We start from the raw sequence: 19,860 nt of genomic DNA, 5'->3' as shown, positions 1-19,860 counted from the left end.
ATGAAATTTTTGGATTTATTCGCAGGCATCGGTGGATTTCGTCTTGGAATGGAATCCGCTGGTCATGAATGTGTTGGCTTTTGCGAAATAGACAAGTTTGCAAGAGCTAGTTATAAAGCTATACACGACACGAAAGGAGAAATAGAACTACATGACATCACAGCAGTATCAGATGAGTCTATTCGAAGAATCGGACGTGCGGACATTATCTGTGGAGGATTTCCGTGCCAGGCTTTCAGCATTGCAGGAAACAGACGAGGTTTTGAAGATACACGAGGAAGTCTCTTCTTTGAAATTGCAAGGTTCGCATCTATTCTCAGACCTAAATATCTATTCCTTGAGAACGTCAAAGGACTCCTCAACCATGACGGAGGAGCTACATTTGAGACCATCCTCGGAGCCCTGGATGAATTGGGGTACAATGTGGAATGGGAAAATATTAACAGCAAAAATTTTGGAGTCCCCCAAAACAGGGAGCGCGTGCTCATTATCGGCCATCTTAGAGGAGAATGTACCAGAAGAGTTTTTCCTCTCTCAAAAAGTGGCCAGCAAGCCACTTCAATCAAAGAACAGTACAGCAATACCATTACAACCAGATACGGAAACTCACAAGGCGCAGGGGCGTACATTGTTGAAAGTAAATCGCAGAAAGTGAGATCCATCGGAAACATCCATCCTTCAGGAAATGGGATGAATGGAGAGGTTTATGATTCAACTGGATTGGCTCCCACACTCACAACAAATAAAGGGGAGGGTGTAAAAATTATTCAAAGAGCACACGGTTATAATAAAGGCGGAGAACATGACATCGCTCCTACTATAACGAGTAACAGCTATCATGAAAACAATCATTTATCAGATGGCTTTCGAATCAGAAAACTAACCCCTCGAGAATGTTGGAGGCTGCAAGGCTTTCCTGATTGGGCATTTGACAAGGCGCAAGAAGTAAATAGCAACAGTCAATTATACAAACAAGCAGGAAACAGCGTGACCGTGAGTGTTATTGCTGCAATCGCAAAGGAATTGAAATAAAAGGAGAAAACAGTGGCAGAGAATGATTTTAACTTATTGCCGTTGCTGGATTACATCAATCCTGCCACGGTAGACTACCAGACATGGGTAAATGTGGGCATGGCCTTGAAGCACGAGGGGTATACGGCATCCGATTGGGACAACTGGTCGCAAAATGATAGCAGATACAAGAAGTTTGAATGCTTCAAGAAATGGGATACCTTCAACGAAGAAGCAGGAACGATTGTAACAGGTGCCACGATTACCCAACTTGCGAAAGAAAACGGCTGGGTGTCACAATCAGGCTATGATAGTGAGAATGCGCATGAATTAGACTGGAACGATACCATCGACCGTGATTATCGAGTCATTGATAAAAATTGGATAGAAGGCAAAGAAATCCACGAGCCGACCATTTGGAATCCTATTCAGGAAATCATCAAGTACCTTGAAACGCTCTTTGAAGCTAGCGAAAATGTCGGTTATGTGACCGAGTGCTATCCAAAGAAAGACGATGAAACGGGCGAGATTGTCAAGTGGCTACCTACGAAGGGAGCCTACGACCGTACAGCTGGCCAGCTTATTAAAGAGTTGAGTCAGTGCAATGGTGATATCGGGGCAGTCTTAGGTGACTACCACGAAGAAGCTGGTGCATGGGTTCGTTTCAACCCAATGGATGGTAAGGGTGCTAAAAACGAAAACGTGACAGATTTCAGATACGCCCTGGTCGAATCCGACAGTATGCCAATCGATAAGCAAAATGCCATTTATAAAGAGCTGGAGCTACCGATTGCTGCCCTGGTTCATAGTGGGAATAAATCCCTGCACGCCATTGTCAAGGTAGATGCCGGCAACTACGACGAATACCGCAAACGCGTGGATTATCTCTACAAGGTCTGCCAAAAAAACGGCATCGTAGTTGATACCCAAAATCGAAATCCAAGTAGACTATCACGCATGCCGGGATTTATCCGAAATGGGCAGAAGCAATTCTTAGTAGATACGAACATCGGTAAGACCGATTGGGATGAATGGTATCAATACATCGAAGATTTGAACGATGATTTACCTGATCCTGAAGGATTGGCCGACAGCTGGGATAACTTGCCAGAATTGGCTCCTGAGTTGATAAAAGGCGTCCTTCGTCAAGGCCACAAGATGCTGATTGCTGGTCCGTCCAAGGCTGGTAAGTCATTCGCTTTGATTGAGATGTCGATTGCGATTGCAGAGGGCGAGAAGTGGCTAGGCTGGGATTGTACGCAGGGGCGTGTCCTCTATGTCAATCTGGAGTTAGACCGTCCGTCTGCCCTACATCGTTTCCGTGATGTCTACCATGCAATGGGATTGGCTCCGCAAAATATCAACAACATCGATATCTGGAATCTGCGTGGAAAGACCGTACCAATGGACAAGCTAGCGCCTAAGCTCATTCGCAGAGCTTTGAAGAAGAATTATATCGCAGTCATCATCGACCCGATTTATAAGGTCCTGACTGGTGACGAAAACAGCGCAGACCAGATGGCACATTTTACCAATCAATTTGATAAGGTAGCGACAGAGCTAGGCTCTAGCGTTATCTACTGTCACCACCACTCAAAAGGTTCACAAGGTGGCAAGAAGTCCATGGACCGCGCTAGTGGTTCGGGTGTATTCGCTCGGGATCCTGACGCGCTTATCGATTTGGTCGAGCTGGAAGTATCAGAGGAATTACTGACCCAGCGATTAAATCAAGCAGCGTGCGAAGTGTACAAACAGGCCTTGCAAGAGCGAAATAATGCCTATTACCAGCAAAATGTCGGCTTAGATGACCTCTTGAGCCCTGCGCAGATGCGGACACATTTCGAGAAAGGCATTCCTGATGTCATGGCTCGGGCTCCATTCGTGGATAAGCTCGAAGAAGTCCGTAACAAGGTCCAGATAGCAACCGCATGGCGTGTTGAGGGTACACTTCGAGAGTTTGCCAAGTTCAACCCAGTCAACATGTGGTTCAGTTATCCAGTACACGTGCTTGATGAAACAGGCGTGCTGGCGGATATTAAGCTGGAAGATGATAAACCAGGGTGGATGAAAGCTAAAGAAACTCGCAAAAAGAACGCAAAGGAAGACAAAAAGCAAAAGCTGATAGAGTTTGACGAAGCGATCGAAAACGCGAATTTTGGCGAGCCTCCCTCAAAAGAAGACGTAGCTGAATATTTAGGAATTTCTGTAAAAACAGTTACTCGCAGATTGAATTCATCCAAAAAATATTGGTTCGACAAGAACTCAAATTCAATAAAAGAAAAAGGACAAGACCATAAAAACGTGGTCGTGTCCGAATAAGACAGCACCATAATTTTATGGTTGTGTCTTTGTCTTAAAAAAACAGACAAGACCATAAAAACGTGGTCGTGTCCCGGACAGACAACTATATATTATATATATAGATAATGTCCTGTCGTCCATCATGTCCATACCTGTATAGACAGGGTTGCTTAAAACGCACCCTGTCATATACAAGGGTCATGGACTAAAAGCGAAATTAAAAAAGAAAGGAAGTGCATTTATAAAAATGTCTATTGAATTCTTTTTACCAATGAAAAAAATTCCAACAACGACTCACCAGCAGAAAAAAGTAAACGTGCAATTTGGAAAGCCAATTTTTTATGAGCCAACTGATTTGAAAAACGCCAGAGTGAAATTTGAGAGCTTGCTTGCGCAGCATGTGCCACCAAATAAATTAAAAGGAGCGATTCGTCTGACAGTCAAGTGGTGCTTCCCGCGTATCAAAAAAAGCTACAATGGACAGTACAAGACCACAAAACCAGACACAGACAATCTGCAGAAGTTGCTCAAGGACTGCATGACGAAGCTAGGATATTGGCAAGATGATGCTCAGGTCGCTAGTGAGATAGCAGAAAAGTTCTGGGCAGACACAGTCGGGATCTATATCAAGATTGAGGAATTGCCATGAAGATTGACTATATAGATTTCTTTAGCAGAGTCATTCCTGAATGGATGGCGCGCAGCAATCAGAAAAGTCAAGAAGTCGGTTTCGGCTCAGATGCTTATTGGCTATGGGCAGTGTCGTCGATTAGCGAAATTTGCAAGCAATACAATGATGATGAGCTAGTGACGGAGCAGTTTTGCTTGCTATTTAACTGGCTTGAGAAACAGGCAGGTTAAACCATGAAATACAACAAACAAACAATGATTGACGGGTTAAAGCGGTCAATCGAGAAAACGGAAAAGGAAATCGAGGAGTATTCGAAGCCATGCGATAAACGAGTGGCACAAGGACGGACTGCTCACCGTGAATTTTTGAAGAAAAGACTAAATAAAATGAAAATGCAATTGAAGGAGCTAAAGAATGAATAAGCAGGAATTGATTAAGAAGATTGAATATTTGGGTGGATTTAGCTCAAGTTCCTACATCGAAAAAGATGAAGTTTTAGGTCTAGTAAGGCAGTTGGATGAATCAGAAATAGGTCACGAAGACGAAGCGCCTCGCTATGTCAAGAATATACTAGCAAGATTGCGAGAATTGCCATTGCATGATCGTGAAGTTTGGCTAAAGGCCATCATGGGTGAATTTGAGCAAGATTTTAGTCATGCAAAATGGCGTGAAGGTTATGGGCAAGGGAAATTTGAAGGCATGGTTGAACATGAGAAAGTCAAAGTCCCGCAGTGTGTGGCGGATTGGTATGAGATAAACAAAGATAATTTTGATAAAAACATTGTATATCTTTGTTTGAATTGGGAAAAATTGATAAATGACAATAATTTATTTAACTGGATGTCGAATACAGATAACTTTATCCAAATCCTCGTCAATATGCATCAATTCGGCTACGAGGTCGAGAAGGAAAAGCGGTATTTGGTGAAATTGAAAGGTATTTTTAAAGGATGTGAATATCTGAATTTCAAATTCGGTCGTGTATGGACTTTTAGCAACGAAGAAGAGAACGAAGAATATCGCACATGCCACACAAAGAAAGAACTAGAAGAAGCCAATTTCGGCTGGGTATTCGATTGTCCCGGCGTGGAAGTCCAGGAGGTGGACGATTGACGATAAACATCAAACAGCGATTAAAAGCTTTGCAGTACATCGATATCAAAGCGAAGTCAAAACACCAGGAAATTATCAGCCTGAAATCAAGCATCTTGCGAGGGCAGCAGTTTAACAATATGCCAAAGTCGAAGAATAACAAAAACCAATCAGAAGAATTGAATATTCTGATTATTGATAAAACAGAACAGCTCTATCAAGAAATTCAAGAACTTTATCAAGAACGAGATGAGTTGGTTCAAGCAATCGAATCGCTAGACGATCCGGTAGAAAATATCGTAATGCGGTTGTTTTATATCGATGGTATGACATGGAATGAAGTTGAAGCTAAGCTAAAATACAGTAGAGGCACTATTCAAAAAATCAGAAAGTCTGCCTTTGAGAATTTATCTAAAAATTGTGAACGAAGTGAACTAAAGTGAACTTTCAATGTGGTATTATGGTATTGTCAGCAAGTACGGTAAAGCGGACTGATGACTCCTTTAATGTTTAACGGTATCAGGGCGGTAAGCTGGTGATCTCCTCTTTGTGTTATTTAGTTCAATCCCTGGTGCCGTTATTTAGATTTTTAGTGTAGTGGTAACACAACAGACTCCAAATCTGTTATCGCGGGTTCGATTCCTGCAAAGTCTGTGAGAGGTCTTCATTAAGTCACACAAGTGTGTGGCTTTTTGTTTTGTGAAAAAATGGAGGTGATGGAAAATCGCTAAACTAACTTTAAAACAACAGAGATTTGCTGACGAGTACATCATCAGCGGGAATGCGACAGATGCAGCTATTAAGGCAGGGTATAGCTCTAAATATGCTAATACAAACGCATCTAAGTTACTACAAAATACTACAATCAAATCTTATATCGACGAAAGGCTGGCTCAGCTTGCGTCTGAGAAGATTGCAACACAACAAGAGGTACTTAGCTATTTAACTTCAGTCATGCGAGGGGAGACTCAAGAACAGACTCTATGCAGTATCGGTGAACTTGGTCAACAAGTTATTGATATTGATGTTGGAGCAAAGGATAGAATTAAAGCTGCTGAACTTTTAGGAAAACGTCATAGGCTTTGGACAGACAAGGTAGAGGCTGATGTCTCTGGAACGGTGGTGTTTGCGAATGAGTCAGACATACCAGATTAAACAGAACGATATTGTCGTTGATTTACCTAAGACGGTAGGTGGTGGATATGGCCAGTTCTGGCGCTCGAGAAATCTTTATCGAGTGGTAAAAGGTTCTCGTGGCTCGAAGAAATCCAAGACAACCGCTTTGAATTATGTTATCCGTCTTTTGAAATATCCTTGGGCTAATTTACTTGTTATTCGTAGGTATTCAAATACGAACAAGCAATCGACTTACACGGATTTCAAGTGGGCTGCTAACCAGTTAAAAGTTGCTCATAAGTTTAAATTCAATGAGTCTTTGCCTGAAATCACAGTCAAAGAAACAGGACAGAAGATTCTATTTCGTGGTTTGGATGATGAGTTAAAAATCACATCTATCACGGTTGATGTAGGTATTCTTTGCTGGGCTTGGTTCGAAGAAGCGTACCAGATTGATACTGAAGATAAGTTCAGTACGGTAGTTGAGTCTATCCGTGGTAGCTTAGATGTTCCTGATTTCTTTAAACAAATCACGGTCACGTTTAACCCGTGGAATGAGAGACACTGGCTCAAACGTGTCTTCTTCGATGAAGAGACGAGACGAGCTGATACATTCGCTACTACGACAACTTATCGATGCAACGAGTGGCTGGATGAAGTCGATATTAAGCGTTACGAAGACTTGTATCATACAAATCCAAGGCGTGCAAGAATCGTTTGTGACGGCGAATGGGGAGTTGCTGAGGGTCTAATCTACAACAACGTGACTGTCAAGGACTTTGACAAAGATGAGCTATTGCAGAATCCTGCTAACAAGTTGTGTATCGGACTTGACTTTGGTTTCACTCATGATCCAACTGTTTTGTGTTGTTCGCTAATAAACGACACGACGAAAGAGATACACATCTTTGACGAAGCGTACAAAGTCGGTTTGATAACCAAGGAAGTCGCTAAGATGATAAAAGATAAAGGTTATCATCGCTCGACAATCATCGCAGATAGCGCAGAGTCACGACTGATTGAGGAATTAAGGTCAGAACACGGCATATCTCGAATTAAAGAGAGCAGAAAGGGAAAGGATAGTATCATGGCAGGCGTATCCAAATTGCAAGGATACGCTATTTATGTGCATCCTAGTTGTGAGCATATCATGGATGAATTTTACAGTTATTGTTATCAACGAGACAAAGAGGGCAATTGGTTGAACAAACCAGAAGATAAAAACAACCACTTGATGGATGCGTTGCGATATAGCCTTCAATGTATTGAGGGTGGGAAAGCAACCGTCCGTAGACGCTCACAGTACGGTTTATAGAAAGGAATTAAATGTATCAGATTTTAACTTATCCACGGGATGGATATGATGAAACAGCTTTGAACAAGGAATTGATTTTCAAGCTGATTCGCAAGCATACACAAGAACGCAGTCGCTTGCAGAAATTGAAGAAATACTACTTGGGTGAGCATGCTATCTTGAATCATACGAGAAGGAATCAGAATGCGCCGAATTATAAGACGGTAGCTAATCACGCTAAGGACATTGCGGATACGTCTACGGGCTATTTCATGGGCAATCCTATCAAGTATAACAACACCGCTGAGAGTGACCTTGAGCCTTTACTTAAAGCTTTCGATGGTGCTGAAATAGACCAAGTAGACGCTCAGAATGCGTTGAACATGGCTATTTATGGACGTGCTTACGAGTACATCTATGCTAAAGAGGGATTGACTGAGCTTGATTCGACTAGCGTAGACCCTGAGAATGTATTTATTGTTTACGATGACAGCATTGAACGCAAGGCCTTGTTTGCAGTGTATTACTACGAGATTAAAGACGATACAAAAGATGCGACTAAGTATCAAGCAGAAGTCTTTACTCAGAACTTGCACTATCACATCGTGCTGCGTGATTCGAGCACAGGAACAACGCAGGATGAGGAAGTAGAACCTCACAACCTCGGACAAATCCCAATCATCGAGTATCGTAACAACCACTTTGCGATTGGCGACTACGAGCAACAAATCAGCTTGATTGATGCTTATAATTCATTGATGGGCAATCGAGTCAATGATAAAGAGCAGGCGGTTGAGTCTATTCTTGTCCTGTACGGTGCGCAGTTGGCTGACAACCTAGAAGATGCTAGGGAAGCAATGAGCATTCTTGCTGAAGAGGGACTTTTGGAATTGCCAGCAGATGCTAAGGCTGATTTCTTGAAGAATGCTTTGGACGAAAATGCGACTGAAATCTTGCGCAAGGCTTTGAAAGAAGACATCTACACATTTAGCCATGTGCCGAATTTGACAGATGAGAACTTCGCAGGAAATAGCTCGGGTGTAGCCATGGAATTCAAGCTGCTAGGTCTTGAAATGATTACTAAGACGAAAGAAGCTAATTACAAGCGTGGACTTAGACAGCGGATTGCTATCTTCGCTCATTATTTGGGCATGCAGCAGATTGCTCTTGAAGCACATTCGATTGTACCTCAATTCAGTCGCGGATTACCTAAAAACTTGCTCGAATTGTCGCAGATTATCAATAATCTTGAAGGCAAGGTATCCCTTCGTCAGCTTATTTCACTCTTGCCATTTGTTGAAGATCCTGATGCTGAACTTGAAGAGCTAGAAGAAGAGAAAGAGAAGAACATGGAACGTGTACCATTCTTTAACCAGGCTAACACGAAGCCAGACGAAGAGGTAGCAGATGAAGAACGAGGAGTATTGGACGAAGCGGAAGGCTAATCTCATCTATGAGCAGATGGATAAGGCTGAGAAGCAGGCAGACAAGTTCGATAAGGTCTATCAGGAAGCTAAGACTTACTTGGATAAAGAAATCAATAAGATTTTCGATAAGTTCCAACGTGATTATGGTCTAAGTCAGGTAGATGCTAGACAAGCCTTGAAAAATATGAAAGATCAGAAGGATTTAAATGAACTTCGCAAGGTTCTTGAAGCTAGACCGAATGATCCGAATATTCAACGATTGCTTGCTGATTTGGACAGTCCAGCCTATGCTTATCGCATGAAGCGCCTAGAGCGTTTGAATGATGATTTAGACCGTATGCGTGAGTCAATCTATCATTCTGAGAAGTCAGGTTCAGATGCCTTTTATAGCGACCTGATGAAAGATAGCTACTACAAGGCTACTTTTGACTTGCAACAGCAGACAGGACTAGCTTATAGTTTCTCTAGGTTACCCGAAACAGAAATTAAGCGTCTACGAGGTCTAAAATGGACAGGAGAGGCTTATTCAGACAGGATATGGTCAAATACTGGGGCGCTCGCTTCAAACGTGAAAGATGAGCTCCTAGTGAGTCTCATGACGGGTCGAAGTGTCAAGGATACTGCCCAAGCAATCGCTGAACGATTTGAGGTTGGCCAAAACAACGCAAGGCGCTTGGTTCGTACTGAGTCAGCCTTTTTTCATAATCAAATGGAACTGCTCAGCTATGAAGATGCTGATATAGAAAAGTATATCTTTGTGGCTGTCTTAGACAAGCGAACATCACGTATTTGTCAAGAACACGATAACAAGGTCTATGATAGAGATAAGGCTGTTCCTGGTGTGAACTATCCACCTATGCATCCATGGTGCAGGTCTACGACTATCGCTTATGACGAAGATGCAGATTACAGCAAGCTCGAACGCAGGGCTAGGAATCCTAAGACTGGCAAAGTTGAGTATGTGCCTGCTGATATGAGTTATAAAGAGTGGTATAGCAAGTATGTAGATGGTGAGGAAGTTGGTAAGATTGACTTTTCCAAGCTTACTTCCGAAGAAATCAATAATCTTGATTTCGATGATCTTTTAAAATATTTTGACTGGGTAGCTGAACAAGATGCTTTAAAAGAGAAAGCAGAGCAAGCTGCTTTGCAAGCACGAGAGGATAACGTTCCTTTGGAACGACGTGATTTGGTAGATCGTTTAGAAAAGAGACTTAGAACAACGAATTTTGTTGATGTCTTTGGAGAAGAAAATGCACAAGGCCTTTTAAGAGAATTGCGTTTCTTCCCGAATGATGATTTTGTACAATCCCTCTACGGTTCAATCGATAAATTATCTTTTGCTAAAGTAAAAGAAATGTCTTCTCATGTGTCTGGTACACAAGTTAATTTGGCAAAAGGCGATTTTATTTACAACAAGAAATTTAATCAGAAAGCACATTCAATCGTTCTTCATGAATTGACTCATGGCATCGATAATATCGCAACTTATTTCGGTGCCCCAGAATTGGGAGCTAAAGCATTTAGCAGTCAGTATGACTTGTACAATACCATAAAAAAAGATATGGACAATTATATTTTCGGGGATATGAAGCTCAAAAGAGGAGCGTCTATGGATGAGAAACGAGACTTCTTTAATCTTCGTCAAGCTAAAGTAAGAGATTTCAAATCGGAATTACTTGAACTAGCAAAGAAACTACACCCGGAAATTCGTCCCGAAGAAAATGCAGAGGTTGCCGCATTTGCATCAGATATGATGAGTTCTTTCAGAAGCGCGGAATATGGCTCTCAGACTTTCAATCATCCAGACTCATATTGGAACAATAAAACCCATCGAGGGATGGAATTTATTGCAGAATATACTCAAGCACAAATGACTCCTGAAATAAAAGCGTTTTATGACAAAGTTTTCCCAAATTCTGTTAAAATATACAACAAGATATTTGAAGATATTTCAAAATTGAAATTAGAAAACAAAAAGCCGATTGTTTGGTAAGGAGGTCAGGATGTTTTTTTGGAAGAATGAAAAAATTTATAATCAATTCAAAGAAATCAGCGAGAGATACAATAGTCATTTTGGTGAAGATTTTCCTGTGTATTTGATAATTCCTTTCGAGGTAGATGAGGAAGCTATTTCGAAATATAATTCAGTCGTGGATTCATGCATCAAAAACAATAAAATGTATAAGAAACCGATTGATTATGATGATAGAAAATATTAAGCACCTAGAGAGATCTAAGTGCTTTTCTTATGCTCAGAAAGGAAATTTTGATGAACAAATACAAAAAATTGATAGGATTGATTGAAGATAACAATCTGGAGATACAGTCCTCTAAATGTTACGACCCACAGAGCGCTTGGCATGGTGAGGAGTTATGGATTGTTGATAAGAAAAAACAAAATAAAATTTTTGATTTATCAGGTAACGGTTACTGTTTTCACGACGATAAAGTTGATGAAGCCATTGACGAAGTTGAAAAGTATTTGGAGTTTAAAAACATGAATACTTTTGACGCTTTCAAAAAATGGGTAGAAAAGAATGCTAAACCTCAAGAGGATGTATAGAAAGGAGTAAAAAGTATGTTCATCTGGGAATGGGTACTAATCGCCTTCGGGTGGTTGGTATTTTTTGGGTTATTCGTGATTATTGCAGGAATTATTCTTGCGATTTTAACAGGTTTCAAAAACAGAAAGTAGGTGATCCAACATCTTGACTTGCAGGAATAGACTGCTATAAGTTGAAGTAAGGAGTTTAACAATGAAAGTGAAAGAACTTTGCAAAGTGATAGAGAAAGAGTCTTATGTGACTGTTGAACATCACGGTAAACAATTAGAGGGCGACTACCCTTGTTGCTTTCTTGATTGTGAGTTAGAAGTTAAAAGAGTTTCAGTCATAATTGGAGACGTTATCTTAATAGAAACCTAACCGTATGGAATCCCGTACGGTTTTTATATTGTCCAAGCATTGAAGACACTAAAAGCCATGGAATTATACAGTCGGGGACGACTTTAAAAATAGGAGGTTCGCAATGAACGAAGAAACACAAACAGTCGAAACGGTTGAAGAACAAAAGGTGCCTGCAGAACCTGCACAACAACCGCAAGACGAGAAGAAGTACACGGATGCAGATGTCGATGCTATCATCGATAAGAAATTTGCTAAGTGGAAATCTGAGCAAGAAGCCAAGGAAAACGAAGCTAAGAAGCTTGCCAAGATGAACGCTGACCAGAAACAAGAATATTGGTTAGATCAGCGTGAGCAAGAACTAGCTAATCGTGAACAAGCAATTGCTCGCAAGGAATTGACCGCAGAGGCTAAGACGATGCTAAGTGAACGTGGCTTGCCAGTTGAATTAGTGGCCGTGGTTGATTTGTCCAACGCTGAAGCGGTGACTGAATCGGTCGCAAGCATTCAGAAAACGTGGGAGGATGCAGTCCAGAAAGGTGTATCCGAACGCATGAAGGGTAGCGCACCTATTAAGACTGCGCCACAACAATCAACAGGGCTTTCAAGAGCTCAATTTTTCCAAATGAGTCATTCAGAAAAGGCTGCATTGAAGCAGTCAAATCCTGAATTGTATAACTCATTTTTGAATTAACTAACAAGGAGAATTTAATATATGGCACAAACTAAAATTGCTAATCTCGTAAATCCCGAAGTAATGGGAGATATGATCGCAGCTAAACTACCAAAAAAATTGCAAGTAATTCCATTTGCAGCTATCGACCGCACGCTTGAAGGCGTACCAGGGAACACAATTACAGTTCCATCTTACACATATATTGGTGATGCCGAAGATGTAAATGAAGGCGTTGAGGCTGGCGTTGTAGTCCTTGGAACATCTACTAAGACCGCTACAATCAAGAAGGCTATGAAGGCTGTTGAGTTGACAGACGAAGCTGTCCTTTCAGGTTATGGCGATCCAGTTGGTAACGCAGAGAACCAACTTGCACTCTCAATCGCGTCTAAAATTGATAACGACGCAATGGATGCCCTTTTGAAAACGAACACTCGTAAATTTGACTCAAAAACAAAAGCAATCAGCTACGATGTAATCGTTGATGCTATTGATTTGTTTGAAGAAGAAGTCAATACTGAAAAAGTTATGTTTGTCAATCCAAAACAAGTCACAACTTTGCGCAAAGATCCAAACTTTATCTCAGCAGATAAGTACCCAAATCAAGTTGTAATGACTGGTGAGATTGGTATGATTGCTAACACACGTATCGTAGCCACTAAGAAGGTTGCTCTTGATACTACTAGCGCATTCTACACTTGCCCAATCATCAAGCTCACTCATGATGATGAAACTGAAAAAGACACTCCAGCGTTGACAGTCTATCTTAAACGTGATCCAAACGTTGAAGTAGACCGCAAGTCTTTGAAGCGTTCTACTGAAATCTCAATTGACGAGTTTTACACAGTCGCAGTTTCAGATGATTCTAAAGTCGTGCTTGCAGAAATTAAGAAATAAGGTCTGACCTATGAAAGTCAGAGTAAAACAAGCATTCAATGACTGGCAAGCGAAAGTGAGACGACAAGAGAATGATGTTTTTGAGATGACGGACGAGCGATTCAACGAATTGTCGCACAATCTCAAGAGTGAGTTTTCAGTCGATATCGCAGAGGTTGTCGAGATCATTGATGAAACAGAAAGCCAAGGAGACGAGACGACTCCTTTTGACTAGGAGGTCTTATGGAACTTGAAAAACTAAAATCATTGACGGGCGAGAGTGACGAAACATTCCTCTCGTCCTTGCTTTTAAGGGCTGAAAACATCATTTTATCTGAAACAAACCGAGAGAAGCTGACTCCAGCGCTCAACAGACTACTACCTGAACTTGTAATTGAGCTCTACAACCGCTCAGGAAGCGAAGGAGAGCAATCTAGGAGTGAAGGTGGTATATCTGTCACCTATGCAGAGTCAGGCTTGTCTACGGGCCTTTTACAGCGTATTCGGATGCATCGATTAGCGAGGGTGGCAGGTCATGTTTTTGAGAAAGAATAGACTGAAGCCTTACAACCTCAAACGGTTCAAGAAGACCGTAACGAATGAGGGAGTCGCTAAAGAAGGATATACGGGCGAGGTTGAAGAAGTGCGACTTGAGTTGTGGCCAGCTACTAGCAATCTACAATCTGAGATTTACGGTGACCGTGTCAACGATATCTTGAATGCGAATGCGAGCAAGGATGCGAATATCAACGTGAAAGACGGTATTTGTATCGATAACAAGACAGAGGTCACGCATCGGGTTATCTCAAAGAAAGTATACAGCAAGCATTTAGTATTGGAGTTGGAACGTGTCAGATTTAATCGGAGCAGATAGGCTCATAGCTAAATGCCGTAAGTTATACGGTGCAAAGAGCAACGAGATAGCAGGACAAGCGGTCTTGCATGCTGCCAAAACAGTCGTACAAGCTGAAGCGAAACTCAGAGCTCCAGCGAATGAGGGTGAATTGAGAAATAGCATCAGAGTCCGTCTGAAAGTAAATGGCAACAAGATATCGAGTGAAGTCTTTACAAACTCAGATCACGCTGCATATGTAGAACTCGGAACGGGTCCGAAAGGACAAGAAAACCACTCTGGCATCTCTCCAGAAGTGAGCGTGTCTTATCGGTCTAGTCCGTGGTATGTGCACGAAGACCAAATCAACGTAGGACCTTACCACTTTGCGAAAAGAGGTGAGTTTTACAAAATGTATGGTCAGCCTGCGCAACCTTACTTGTATCCAGCTTTGAAAGATAACCAAGATCGTGTATCAAGGAATATCTCAAAATACGTAAGTAGAAAGATAAGAGAACAGATAAAATGATTAATATTAAACCCTTAATTTACAAAGAATTGCAAAAGGTCGCAGATAATGTGACCGATACTTATCCAGACGATTGGGAGAATGTCCCAGTCGTCATTTTTTTGGAAGAACAAAATAAACCGGGTGAATGGTTCGACGACAAAGAACAAAAAACATCAATTCGCTATAAGGTTGATATCTTCGACAAAGACAGCACAAGCGATTTAGCTGTCAAAATCAATGAGATCTTCGCTTCTTTAGGATTGAGAAGAACAGATTGTCAAGATGTACCTGACCCGTCGCATTTACGTCACAAGTTGATGCGCTTCGAGGGAATCGTTGACCTGAATTCACAATTGGTTTATCAGTATAGAATGGAGAATTAACACATGTTAGCAAACGGAATCACGCTGTCTTACGGAACAGCTAAAGGAACTTACACCAAACTTGCAGGACTTAAAGAAGTACCTGAATTTGGTATTGAACCCGAAAAGGTAGAAAATACAACCCTTGAAGACAAGGTTAAAAAATATGAATTTGGTATTGGTGATGCTGGAGAATTGGAATACAAATTCTCTTATAAAAACGACGGAGAAAATGCTCCTTATCGTGTTTTGCGTAAAGCAGCTGACAATAAGGAGAAACTCTTCTTTGAACAAAAATACCCAGACAACACCAAGGTTGAATTTGAAGGGCAGGTATCTGTCAAACTCGGCGGTGGTGGTGTGAACTCTGTAATTGAGTTTACTCTTAAAATCGCATTGCAATCTGAACTCGCATTTACAGATGGAATGGGAGGTTAATATATGGCTCTACCATACGCAACTTGGAAAGTTAGTGAGGATAAGGAGTTGAAACTTCGCCTCACATCCTTGCAAGCGACCAAAGTTGAAGAAAAAATCGGAGCAAACTTGCTCAAGGTATTCATGCCTGCTGAGGGTGAAGCCTTTGCTTTGCCACCACTAAAAGTCATGCTGTTGTTGACCCATGGAGCGCTTCAAAAGTTCGAGCATGGACTCTCGTTTGAAGATGTATCTGACCTTTACGATGACTACGTTGACAACGGTGGAGATCAGGCAGCATTCATGGCAGATGTTATTTTGCCGATGCTCCAAGTATCGGGTTTTATGCCACGGGAGAAAGCAAGCAAGAAAACTCCCAAGAAATCCAAAGCCAAAATGGAAGTAGTCGATTAGAATCGACTGCTATATTATCAGTAAAAGAAATGGTTGAGGGGCTATATCCGATGTTTTTAGATATCGGAGGAAAGCCCCTCGATTTTTGGGATTTGACAGTACTTGAAATCAGAGACATGATTGAAAGCTATAATCGTGTAAATATCCAAAAGCAAAAAGAAAAAATCATTGAATCTTACAGACTTTCGCAGATGATAGCAAACAATATGTCCATGTTGCTTTCAAAAGATGCTAAACCGCTTGAAGTGTGGGATTATGCTCCTGAGCTTTTTGAAAAAGAACGCGAGCAGGTCGAGCAAGCAAGATTGGCTCAAGAGTTGAGATTGCATAAGGAACGCATGCGCATGTTTGCTGAAAGTCACAATCGAAAAATGAAAATGAAAGGAGAATAGATGGGAATTACTCTTGACGAGCTCAAGGTTATGATTGATGCCGAAATCGCACCTTTCAAAAACAAGATGAAAGAAGTCGAGAACAAGGTCAAAGACGCCTCTAACAAAGTACAGTCATCCACCGACAAAATCAAGGCACAGTCTGGCTCCATGCTAGGTGTGTTTGGCAAATTAGCCAAATTCGCTGGATTTGCGTATCTTGGCAAGAAGTTGCTTGATGTCGGCATGTACTCGACTCAGATGGCTCTTGAAGTTACAGCATCAATTAACCAAATCAAACGTCAAATGGGCGAGAGCTCACAGACATTCTTAAAATGGGTCAACGATAACGCAAACGCTATGAATATGGGCGTTGGTGAAGCAACAAAATATGGGGCGGTGTATTCAAACCTATTTTCTGGCTTTATCAAGGATTCAAACAAGCTGAGCGCATATACTGCTAAGATGTTGCAAACATCGGCAGTTATAGCAGAGGGTTCAGGTCGTAGCATTACAGACGTTATGGAGCGGATTCGCTCTGGTTTACTAGGTAATACGGAAGCAATTGAGGACCTAGGAATCAACGTTAATGTGGCCATGATTCAATCTACTGAAGCGTTCAAGCGCTTTGCAAATGGCCAAAGCTGGGACCAACTAGATTATCAAACCCAGCAACAAATCCGTCTGATGGCAATTTTGGAGCAGGCAACCGCTAAATACGGAGATACACTATCAAGCTCTGTAAACGGTAGCATCAGCTTATTCAAGTCATTGTTGAAAGACTCAGCTCTTAACATCGGTAACGCATTCTTGCCGATTATCAACGCGATCATGCCAGTCTTGAACTCGTTCGCTATGGTCTTGAAGAATGTGACTGCTAAACTCGCTGAGTTTATCGCTCTCATGTTCAACAAGAAAGCGACCGTTAAAGACGGTGTAGCTGGTGCAGTCGGAGATATGAACGGGGCTATGCAAGATGCAGCAGGAGGCGCAGGCGACCTTGCAGATGCTATGGACGATGCAGACGATGCTTCGGGTGGTCTAGCTGATAATCTCGGAGACTCTGCCAAAAATGCTAAAAAAGCAGTCAAAGAATTGCTTGGTCTAGCTGGATTTGATGAAATCACGCTTTTAAACAAGAAAGATGACACAGACGACGGAGGATCTGGTGGTTCTGGTGGGGGCGGAGGCAAAGGCAAAGGTAAGAAAGGAAAAGGCGGTAGCGGACCTTTCAAGGATATCTTGCCGGAAGTAGCCTTGACTGACATGAATAGCCAGTTTAAGAGTATTTTTGATGGTCTTGGAGACAAGCTGAAAGGTTTAACAGACCTCTTTAGCAAGGGCTTCACTGCTGCATTCAGAGCCGAAGGTTTAGAACGTATTAAGATTGGTCTTGGTCAAATCAAGACTACACTTGAAGAAATTGCTACTGATCCACGAGTAGTAAATGCTTTTAATGGCATGACTGAGAAAATTGCTTACGCACTAGGGCAGATTGCAGGTTCTATCGGCACGGTAGGAGTTGGCATCGGGGTCTTTCTTGCCGAAAGCATAGCGAACGGTCTAGGACGCCAAAAAGAGCGTATCATTCGCTCACTTGTGGCACAATTCGAGAATACGGGCAATATATTTGCATCAGCTGGAAACATCGCTCAGGCGTTTGCAGATGGCTTCTATGACGTCATAACATCGACTGGTGCTGTTCGTATTGGAAGTTCGATTGTGTCTGCTCTTTTAGCTATTCAAGCTAGCGTTACTGAGGTTAGTTACAAGCTTGGTGGTGACCTTATGCAAGGTATCGAGCGAATTGTCACAGATAACATGCTTGGTATCGCTGACGCACTTTCAAATGCTCTATCTACCGTTGCTCCTGTTTTTGAGAGTGCAGAAAAAGCAATCAATGACCTGTCAGACTCAATTAGTCGTGTGTATGATAATTACATTCGTCCAACGATTGAATCATCAACGAAAGCTATATCAAGTATTATCAGTTTGTTTGTAAAAGGTTGGAATAATTACATCCAACCAATTATCGAAAAACTCAGTCAAGGCTTCTCGGACACAATTGGCAAACATATCTCGCCAATGATCCAGAAGATTTTGGAGATGGTCGCAAGTTTCCAAGAAATGTCACAAGTCATTAACGCTTATGTAGGTCCTACTATCGGCTTTATCGTTGAGCAATTGACAAGAGTATTAGCTCCTGCAATTGAATATATAGGAGAAGTTTGGCGTGTTCTATCTAACACTATTTCTGATGTTTTAGGAGGCATAGCTGACTTCCTAAAGGGCGTGTTTGATATTATCACTGGTATTCTTACGAGTGATATGAGCAAGATTTTCGACGGTTTCACTGAAACAGGTGATGCTATTATGAACATCTTGTCTACAATCTTCACAGGATTGTTAGATTTAACAGTAGCAGTCTTAAAGCTTATCTGGGATACGATTATAGCAATCTTCCAAGGAATTTGGGATGGGATCGTGGCTATCTTCACACCGATTGGTGAATGGTTCGCAGAACGTTGGAACGACATTACAACTGTTTTAGCTGACGTGGCTAAATGGTTTGGGGACATGTTTCAAAAGGCGTGGGACGCCCTTACAAGCATATTCTCTTCAATTGGCACTTGGTTTGGTGAACGCTGGAATGATGTAACAACGGCCCTTTCAAATGTCGTGACGTGGTTCGGGAATATCTTCAGGACTGCATTTGAAGCAGTCAAGAACGCATTCAGCACGATTGGTAGTTTCTTTTCAGGAGTGTGGGCCACGGTCAAAAACATCTTCGTCAATGCTGGCCAAATGGTCGGTAGCGCCGTAGGTGGAGCATTCAAGAGCGCAGTTAATGCGGTCCTTGGCACCATTGAGAACGTGGTTAATGGCTTCATCGGTATGATTAACGGTGTTATCGGTCTAATTAACAAGATTCCGGGCGTATCTCTTGGTGGTATTGGATACGTAAGCCTACCTCGATTAGCTCGTGGTGGTATCGTCGATAGTCCGACAGTGGCCATGATTGGTGAAGCTGGTAAAGAGGTCGTTATGCCTCTTGAAAACACTGGATTCTTGCAGACTATGGGTCGCATCGTAGGTGGTGCGGTAGTCAATGCTTTGGGCGGTGGTTTACCACAATCAGGAGGCTTCAACGGTAGTGGCGATATCGTCATCATGATTGGTGGACACGAATTTGGTCGTGTAGCTATCCAAGAAATCAATCGAGAACAAGAACGTGCAGGACAAGTCTTGCTTAACATCTAAAGGGAGGTAAAATGGCACGCTTAATTATCAACGGGGTGGCTGTTAAGCCTCCTCAAAAATTTCAAGTCGGTATCCAAGATATTGATGGAGAAACTGGTCGAAACGCTAACGGAGACATGATGCGTGATCGTATCACGACCAAGCGGAAGTTAGATTGTGAATGGGGCATGCTGACTCAAGATGAAATGAGTCAGCTTTTAAATGCCGTCTCAGCGGTCTTTTTTGAGGTCTCTTATCCCGACCCTGTAAGAGGCCAGACAACAGGGACTTTCTATGTTGGAGATAGAACGGCTCCAAGTTATTCGTTTACAAACAAGCTCAAGCCATGGTCGGGCGCTAAATTTAATCTGGTAGAAAGGTAGGTT

At 41.9% G+C, this 19,860-nt stretch carries 25 protein-coding genes and 1 tRNA gene; all 26 read left to right on the top strand.

Features of this window, described 5'->3' with window-relative positions:
• Positions 1 to 1,032, top strand: a complete 1,032-nt coding sequence (locus tag HMPREF1516_RS07150) for a DNA cytosine methyltransferase (RefSeq protein WP_033606195.1) — start codon at positions 1 to 3, stop codon at positions 1,030 to 1,032.
• A 12-nt stretch (positions 1,033 to 1,044) separates the two neighbouring features.
• Positions 1,045 to 3,330, top strand: coding sequence for an AAA family ATPase (locus HMPREF1516_RS07145; protein ID WP_033606194.1), 2,286 nt, complete (start codon positions 1,045 to 1,047; stop codon positions 3,328 to 3,330).
• Positions 3,331 to 3,559: 229 nt separating this feature from the next.
• Entirely contained in the window at positions 3,560 to 3,961 is a 402-nt protein-coding gene (locus HMPREF1516_RS07140) for a RusA family crossover junction endodeoxyribonuclease (RefSeq protein ID WP_033606193.1), read from the top strand.
• Positions 3,958 to 4,173 (top strand): hypothetical protein, encoded by a 216-nt coding sequence (locus HMPREF1516_RS07135; RefSeq protein ID WP_033606192.1) that lies wholly within the window; start codon positions 3,958 to 3,960, stop codon positions 4,171 to 4,173. The genes HMPREF1516_RS07140 and HMPREF1516_RS07135 overlap by 4 nt, the downstream gene beginning before the upstream one ends.
• 184 nt (positions 4,174 to 4,357) lie before the next feature.
• On the top strand, positions 4,358 to 5,056 hold the full coding sequence (locus tag HMPREF1516_RS07125) for a DUF1642 domain-containing protein (protein ID WP_033606190.1): 699 nt from the start codon (positions 4,358 to 4,360) through the stop codon (positions 5,054 to 5,056).
• Positions 5,053 to 5,478 carry a DUF1492 domain-containing protein gene (locus HMPREF1516_RS07120; RefSeq protein WP_033606189.1) on the top strand — a complete coding sequence of 142 codons (426 nt, stop codon included), beginning with the start codon at positions 5,053 to 5,055 and terminating at the stop codon, positions 5,476 to 5,478. Before HMPREF1516_RS07125 ends, HMPREF1516_RS07120 begins: the two co-directional genes overlap by 4 nt.
• A gap of 140 nt (positions 5,479 to 5,618) precedes the next feature.
• Positions 5,619 to 5,689 (top strand) — tRNA-Trp (locus tag HMPREF1516_RS07115).
• 69 nt (positions 5,690 to 5,758) lie between these two features.
• Positions 5,759 to 6,190 carry a terminase small subunit gene (locus HMPREF1516_RS07110; RefSeq protein ID WP_033606188.1) on the top strand — a complete coding sequence of 144 codons (432 nt, stop codon included), beginning with the start codon at positions 5,759 to 5,761 and terminating at the stop codon, positions 6,188 to 6,190.
• Positions 6,168 to 7,466, top strand: coding sequence for a PBSX family phage terminase large subunit (locus HMPREF1516_RS07105; RefSeq protein ID WP_033606187.1), 1,299 nt, complete (start codon positions 6,168 to 6,170; stop codon positions 7,464 to 7,466). The genes HMPREF1516_RS07110 and HMPREF1516_RS07105 overlap by 23 nt, the downstream gene beginning before the upstream one ends.
• 11 nt (positions 7,467 to 7,477) lie before the next feature.
• Positions 7,478 to 8,890, top strand: coding sequence for a phage portal protein (locus HMPREF1516_RS07100; protein WP_033606186.1), 1,413 nt, complete (start codon positions 7,478 to 7,480; stop codon positions 8,888 to 8,890).
• Positions 8,853 to 10,868 (top strand): minor capsid protein, encoded by a 2,016-nt coding sequence (locus tag HMPREF1516_RS07095; protein WP_033606185.1) that lies wholly within the window; start codon positions 8,853 to 8,855, stop codon positions 10,866 to 10,868. The genes HMPREF1516_RS07100 and HMPREF1516_RS07095 overlap by 38 nt, the downstream gene beginning before the upstream one ends.
• A gap of 10 nt (positions 10,869 to 10,878) precedes the next feature.
• Complete coding sequence (locus HMPREF1516_RS07090; protein ID WP_000466474.1) at positions 10,879 to 11,094, top strand: hypothetical protein; 216 nt, start codon at positions 10,879 to 10,881, stop codon at positions 11,092 to 11,094.
• A 50-nt stretch (positions 11,095 to 11,144) separates the two neighbouring features.
• Positions 11,145 to 11,438 (top strand): hypothetical protein, encoded by a 294-nt coding sequence (locus tag HMPREF1516_RS07085; protein ID WP_033606184.1) that lies wholly within the window; start codon positions 11,145 to 11,147, stop codon positions 11,436 to 11,438.
• A gap of 193 nt (positions 11,439 to 11,631) precedes the next feature.
• Entirely contained in the window at positions 11,632 to 11,799 is a 168-nt protein-coding gene (locus tag HMPREF1516_RS10010) for a hypothetical protein (RefSeq protein ID WP_156916953.1), read from the top strand.
• 103 nt (positions 11,800 to 11,902) lie between these two features.
• Entirely contained in the window at positions 11,903 to 12,472 is a 570-nt protein-coding gene (locus tag HMPREF1516_RS07080) for a DUF4355 domain-containing protein (protein WP_033606183.1), read from the top strand.
• A gap of 21 nt (positions 12,473 to 12,493) precedes the next feature.
• Entirely contained in the window at positions 12,494 to 13,348 is an 855-nt protein-coding gene (locus tag HMPREF1516_RS07075; RefSeq protein WP_033606182.1) for a N4-gp56 family major capsid protein, read from the top strand.
• A 10-nt stretch (positions 13,349 to 13,358) separates the two neighbouring features.
• A complete protein-coding gene (locus tag HMPREF1516_RS07070; RefSeq protein ID WP_033606181.1) occupies positions 13,359 to 13,562 on the top strand; it encodes a hypothetical protein in 204 nt (67 codons plus the stop codon).
• A gap of 8 nt (positions 13,563 to 13,570) precedes the next feature.
• A complete protein-coding gene (locus tag HMPREF1516_RS07065; RefSeq protein ID WP_033606180.1) occupies positions 13,571 to 13,882 on the top strand; it encodes a phage head-tail connector protein in 312 nt (103 codons plus the stop codon).
• Entirely contained in the window at positions 13,863 to 14,201 is a 339-nt protein-coding gene (locus HMPREF1516_RS07060) for a hypothetical protein (RefSeq protein ID WP_033606179.1), read from the top strand. The genes HMPREF1516_RS07065 and HMPREF1516_RS07060 overlap by 20 nt, the downstream gene beginning before the upstream one ends.
• Positions 14,176 to 14,688, top strand: a complete 513-nt coding sequence (locus HMPREF1516_RS07055) for an HK97-gp10 family putative phage morphogenesis protein (protein WP_033606178.1) — start codon at positions 14,176 to 14,178, stop codon at positions 14,686 to 14,688. Before HMPREF1516_RS07060 ends, HMPREF1516_RS07055 begins: the two co-directional genes overlap by 26 nt.
• Positions 14,685 to 15,053, top strand: coding sequence for a hypothetical protein (locus HMPREF1516_RS07050; RefSeq protein WP_033606177.1), 369 nt, complete (start codon positions 14,685 to 14,687; stop codon positions 15,051 to 15,053). The genes HMPREF1516_RS07055 and HMPREF1516_RS07050 overlap by 4 nt, the downstream gene beginning before the upstream one ends.
• Before the next feature lie 3 nt (positions 15,054 to 15,056).
• A complete protein-coding gene (locus HMPREF1516_RS07045) occupies positions 15,057 to 15,470 on the top strand; it encodes a phage tail tube protein (protein WP_033606176.1) in 414 nt (137 codons plus the stop codon).
• Positions 15,471 to 15,473: 3 nt separating this feature from the next.
• A complete protein-coding gene (locus HMPREF1516_RS07040; protein ID WP_033606175.1) occupies positions 15,474 to 15,863 on the top strand; it encodes a DUF6096 family protein in 390 nt (129 codons plus the stop codon).
• Between the two features lie 50 nt (positions 15,864 to 15,913).
• Entirely contained in the window at positions 15,914 to 16,255 is a 342-nt protein-coding gene (locus tag HMPREF1516_RS07035) for a hypothetical protein (protein ID WP_033606174.1), read from the top strand.
• Positions 16,256 to 19,495, top strand: a complete 3,240-nt coding sequence (locus HMPREF1516_RS07030; protein ID WP_033606173.1) for a hypothetical protein — start codon at positions 16,256 to 16,258, stop codon at positions 19,493 to 19,495.
• Between the two features lie 11 nt (positions 19,496 to 19,506).
• Complete coding sequence (locus tag HMPREF1516_RS07025; protein WP_033606171.1) at positions 19,507 to 19,857, top strand: DUF6711 family protein; 351 nt, start codon at positions 19,507 to 19,509, stop codon at positions 19,855 to 19,857.
• The last annotated feature ends 3 nt before the right edge of the window (positions 19,858 to 19,860 follow it).

The sequence above is a fragment of the Streptococcus sp. CM6 genome (assembly GCF_000526095.1).
Classification (GTDB): Bacteria; Bacillota; Bacilli; order Lactobacillales; family Streptococcaceae; genus Streptococcus; species Streptococcus oralis_BW.
Note: the sequence above shows the minus strand (reverse complement) of the source record. Positions and strands in the feature narration are given on the sequence as shown.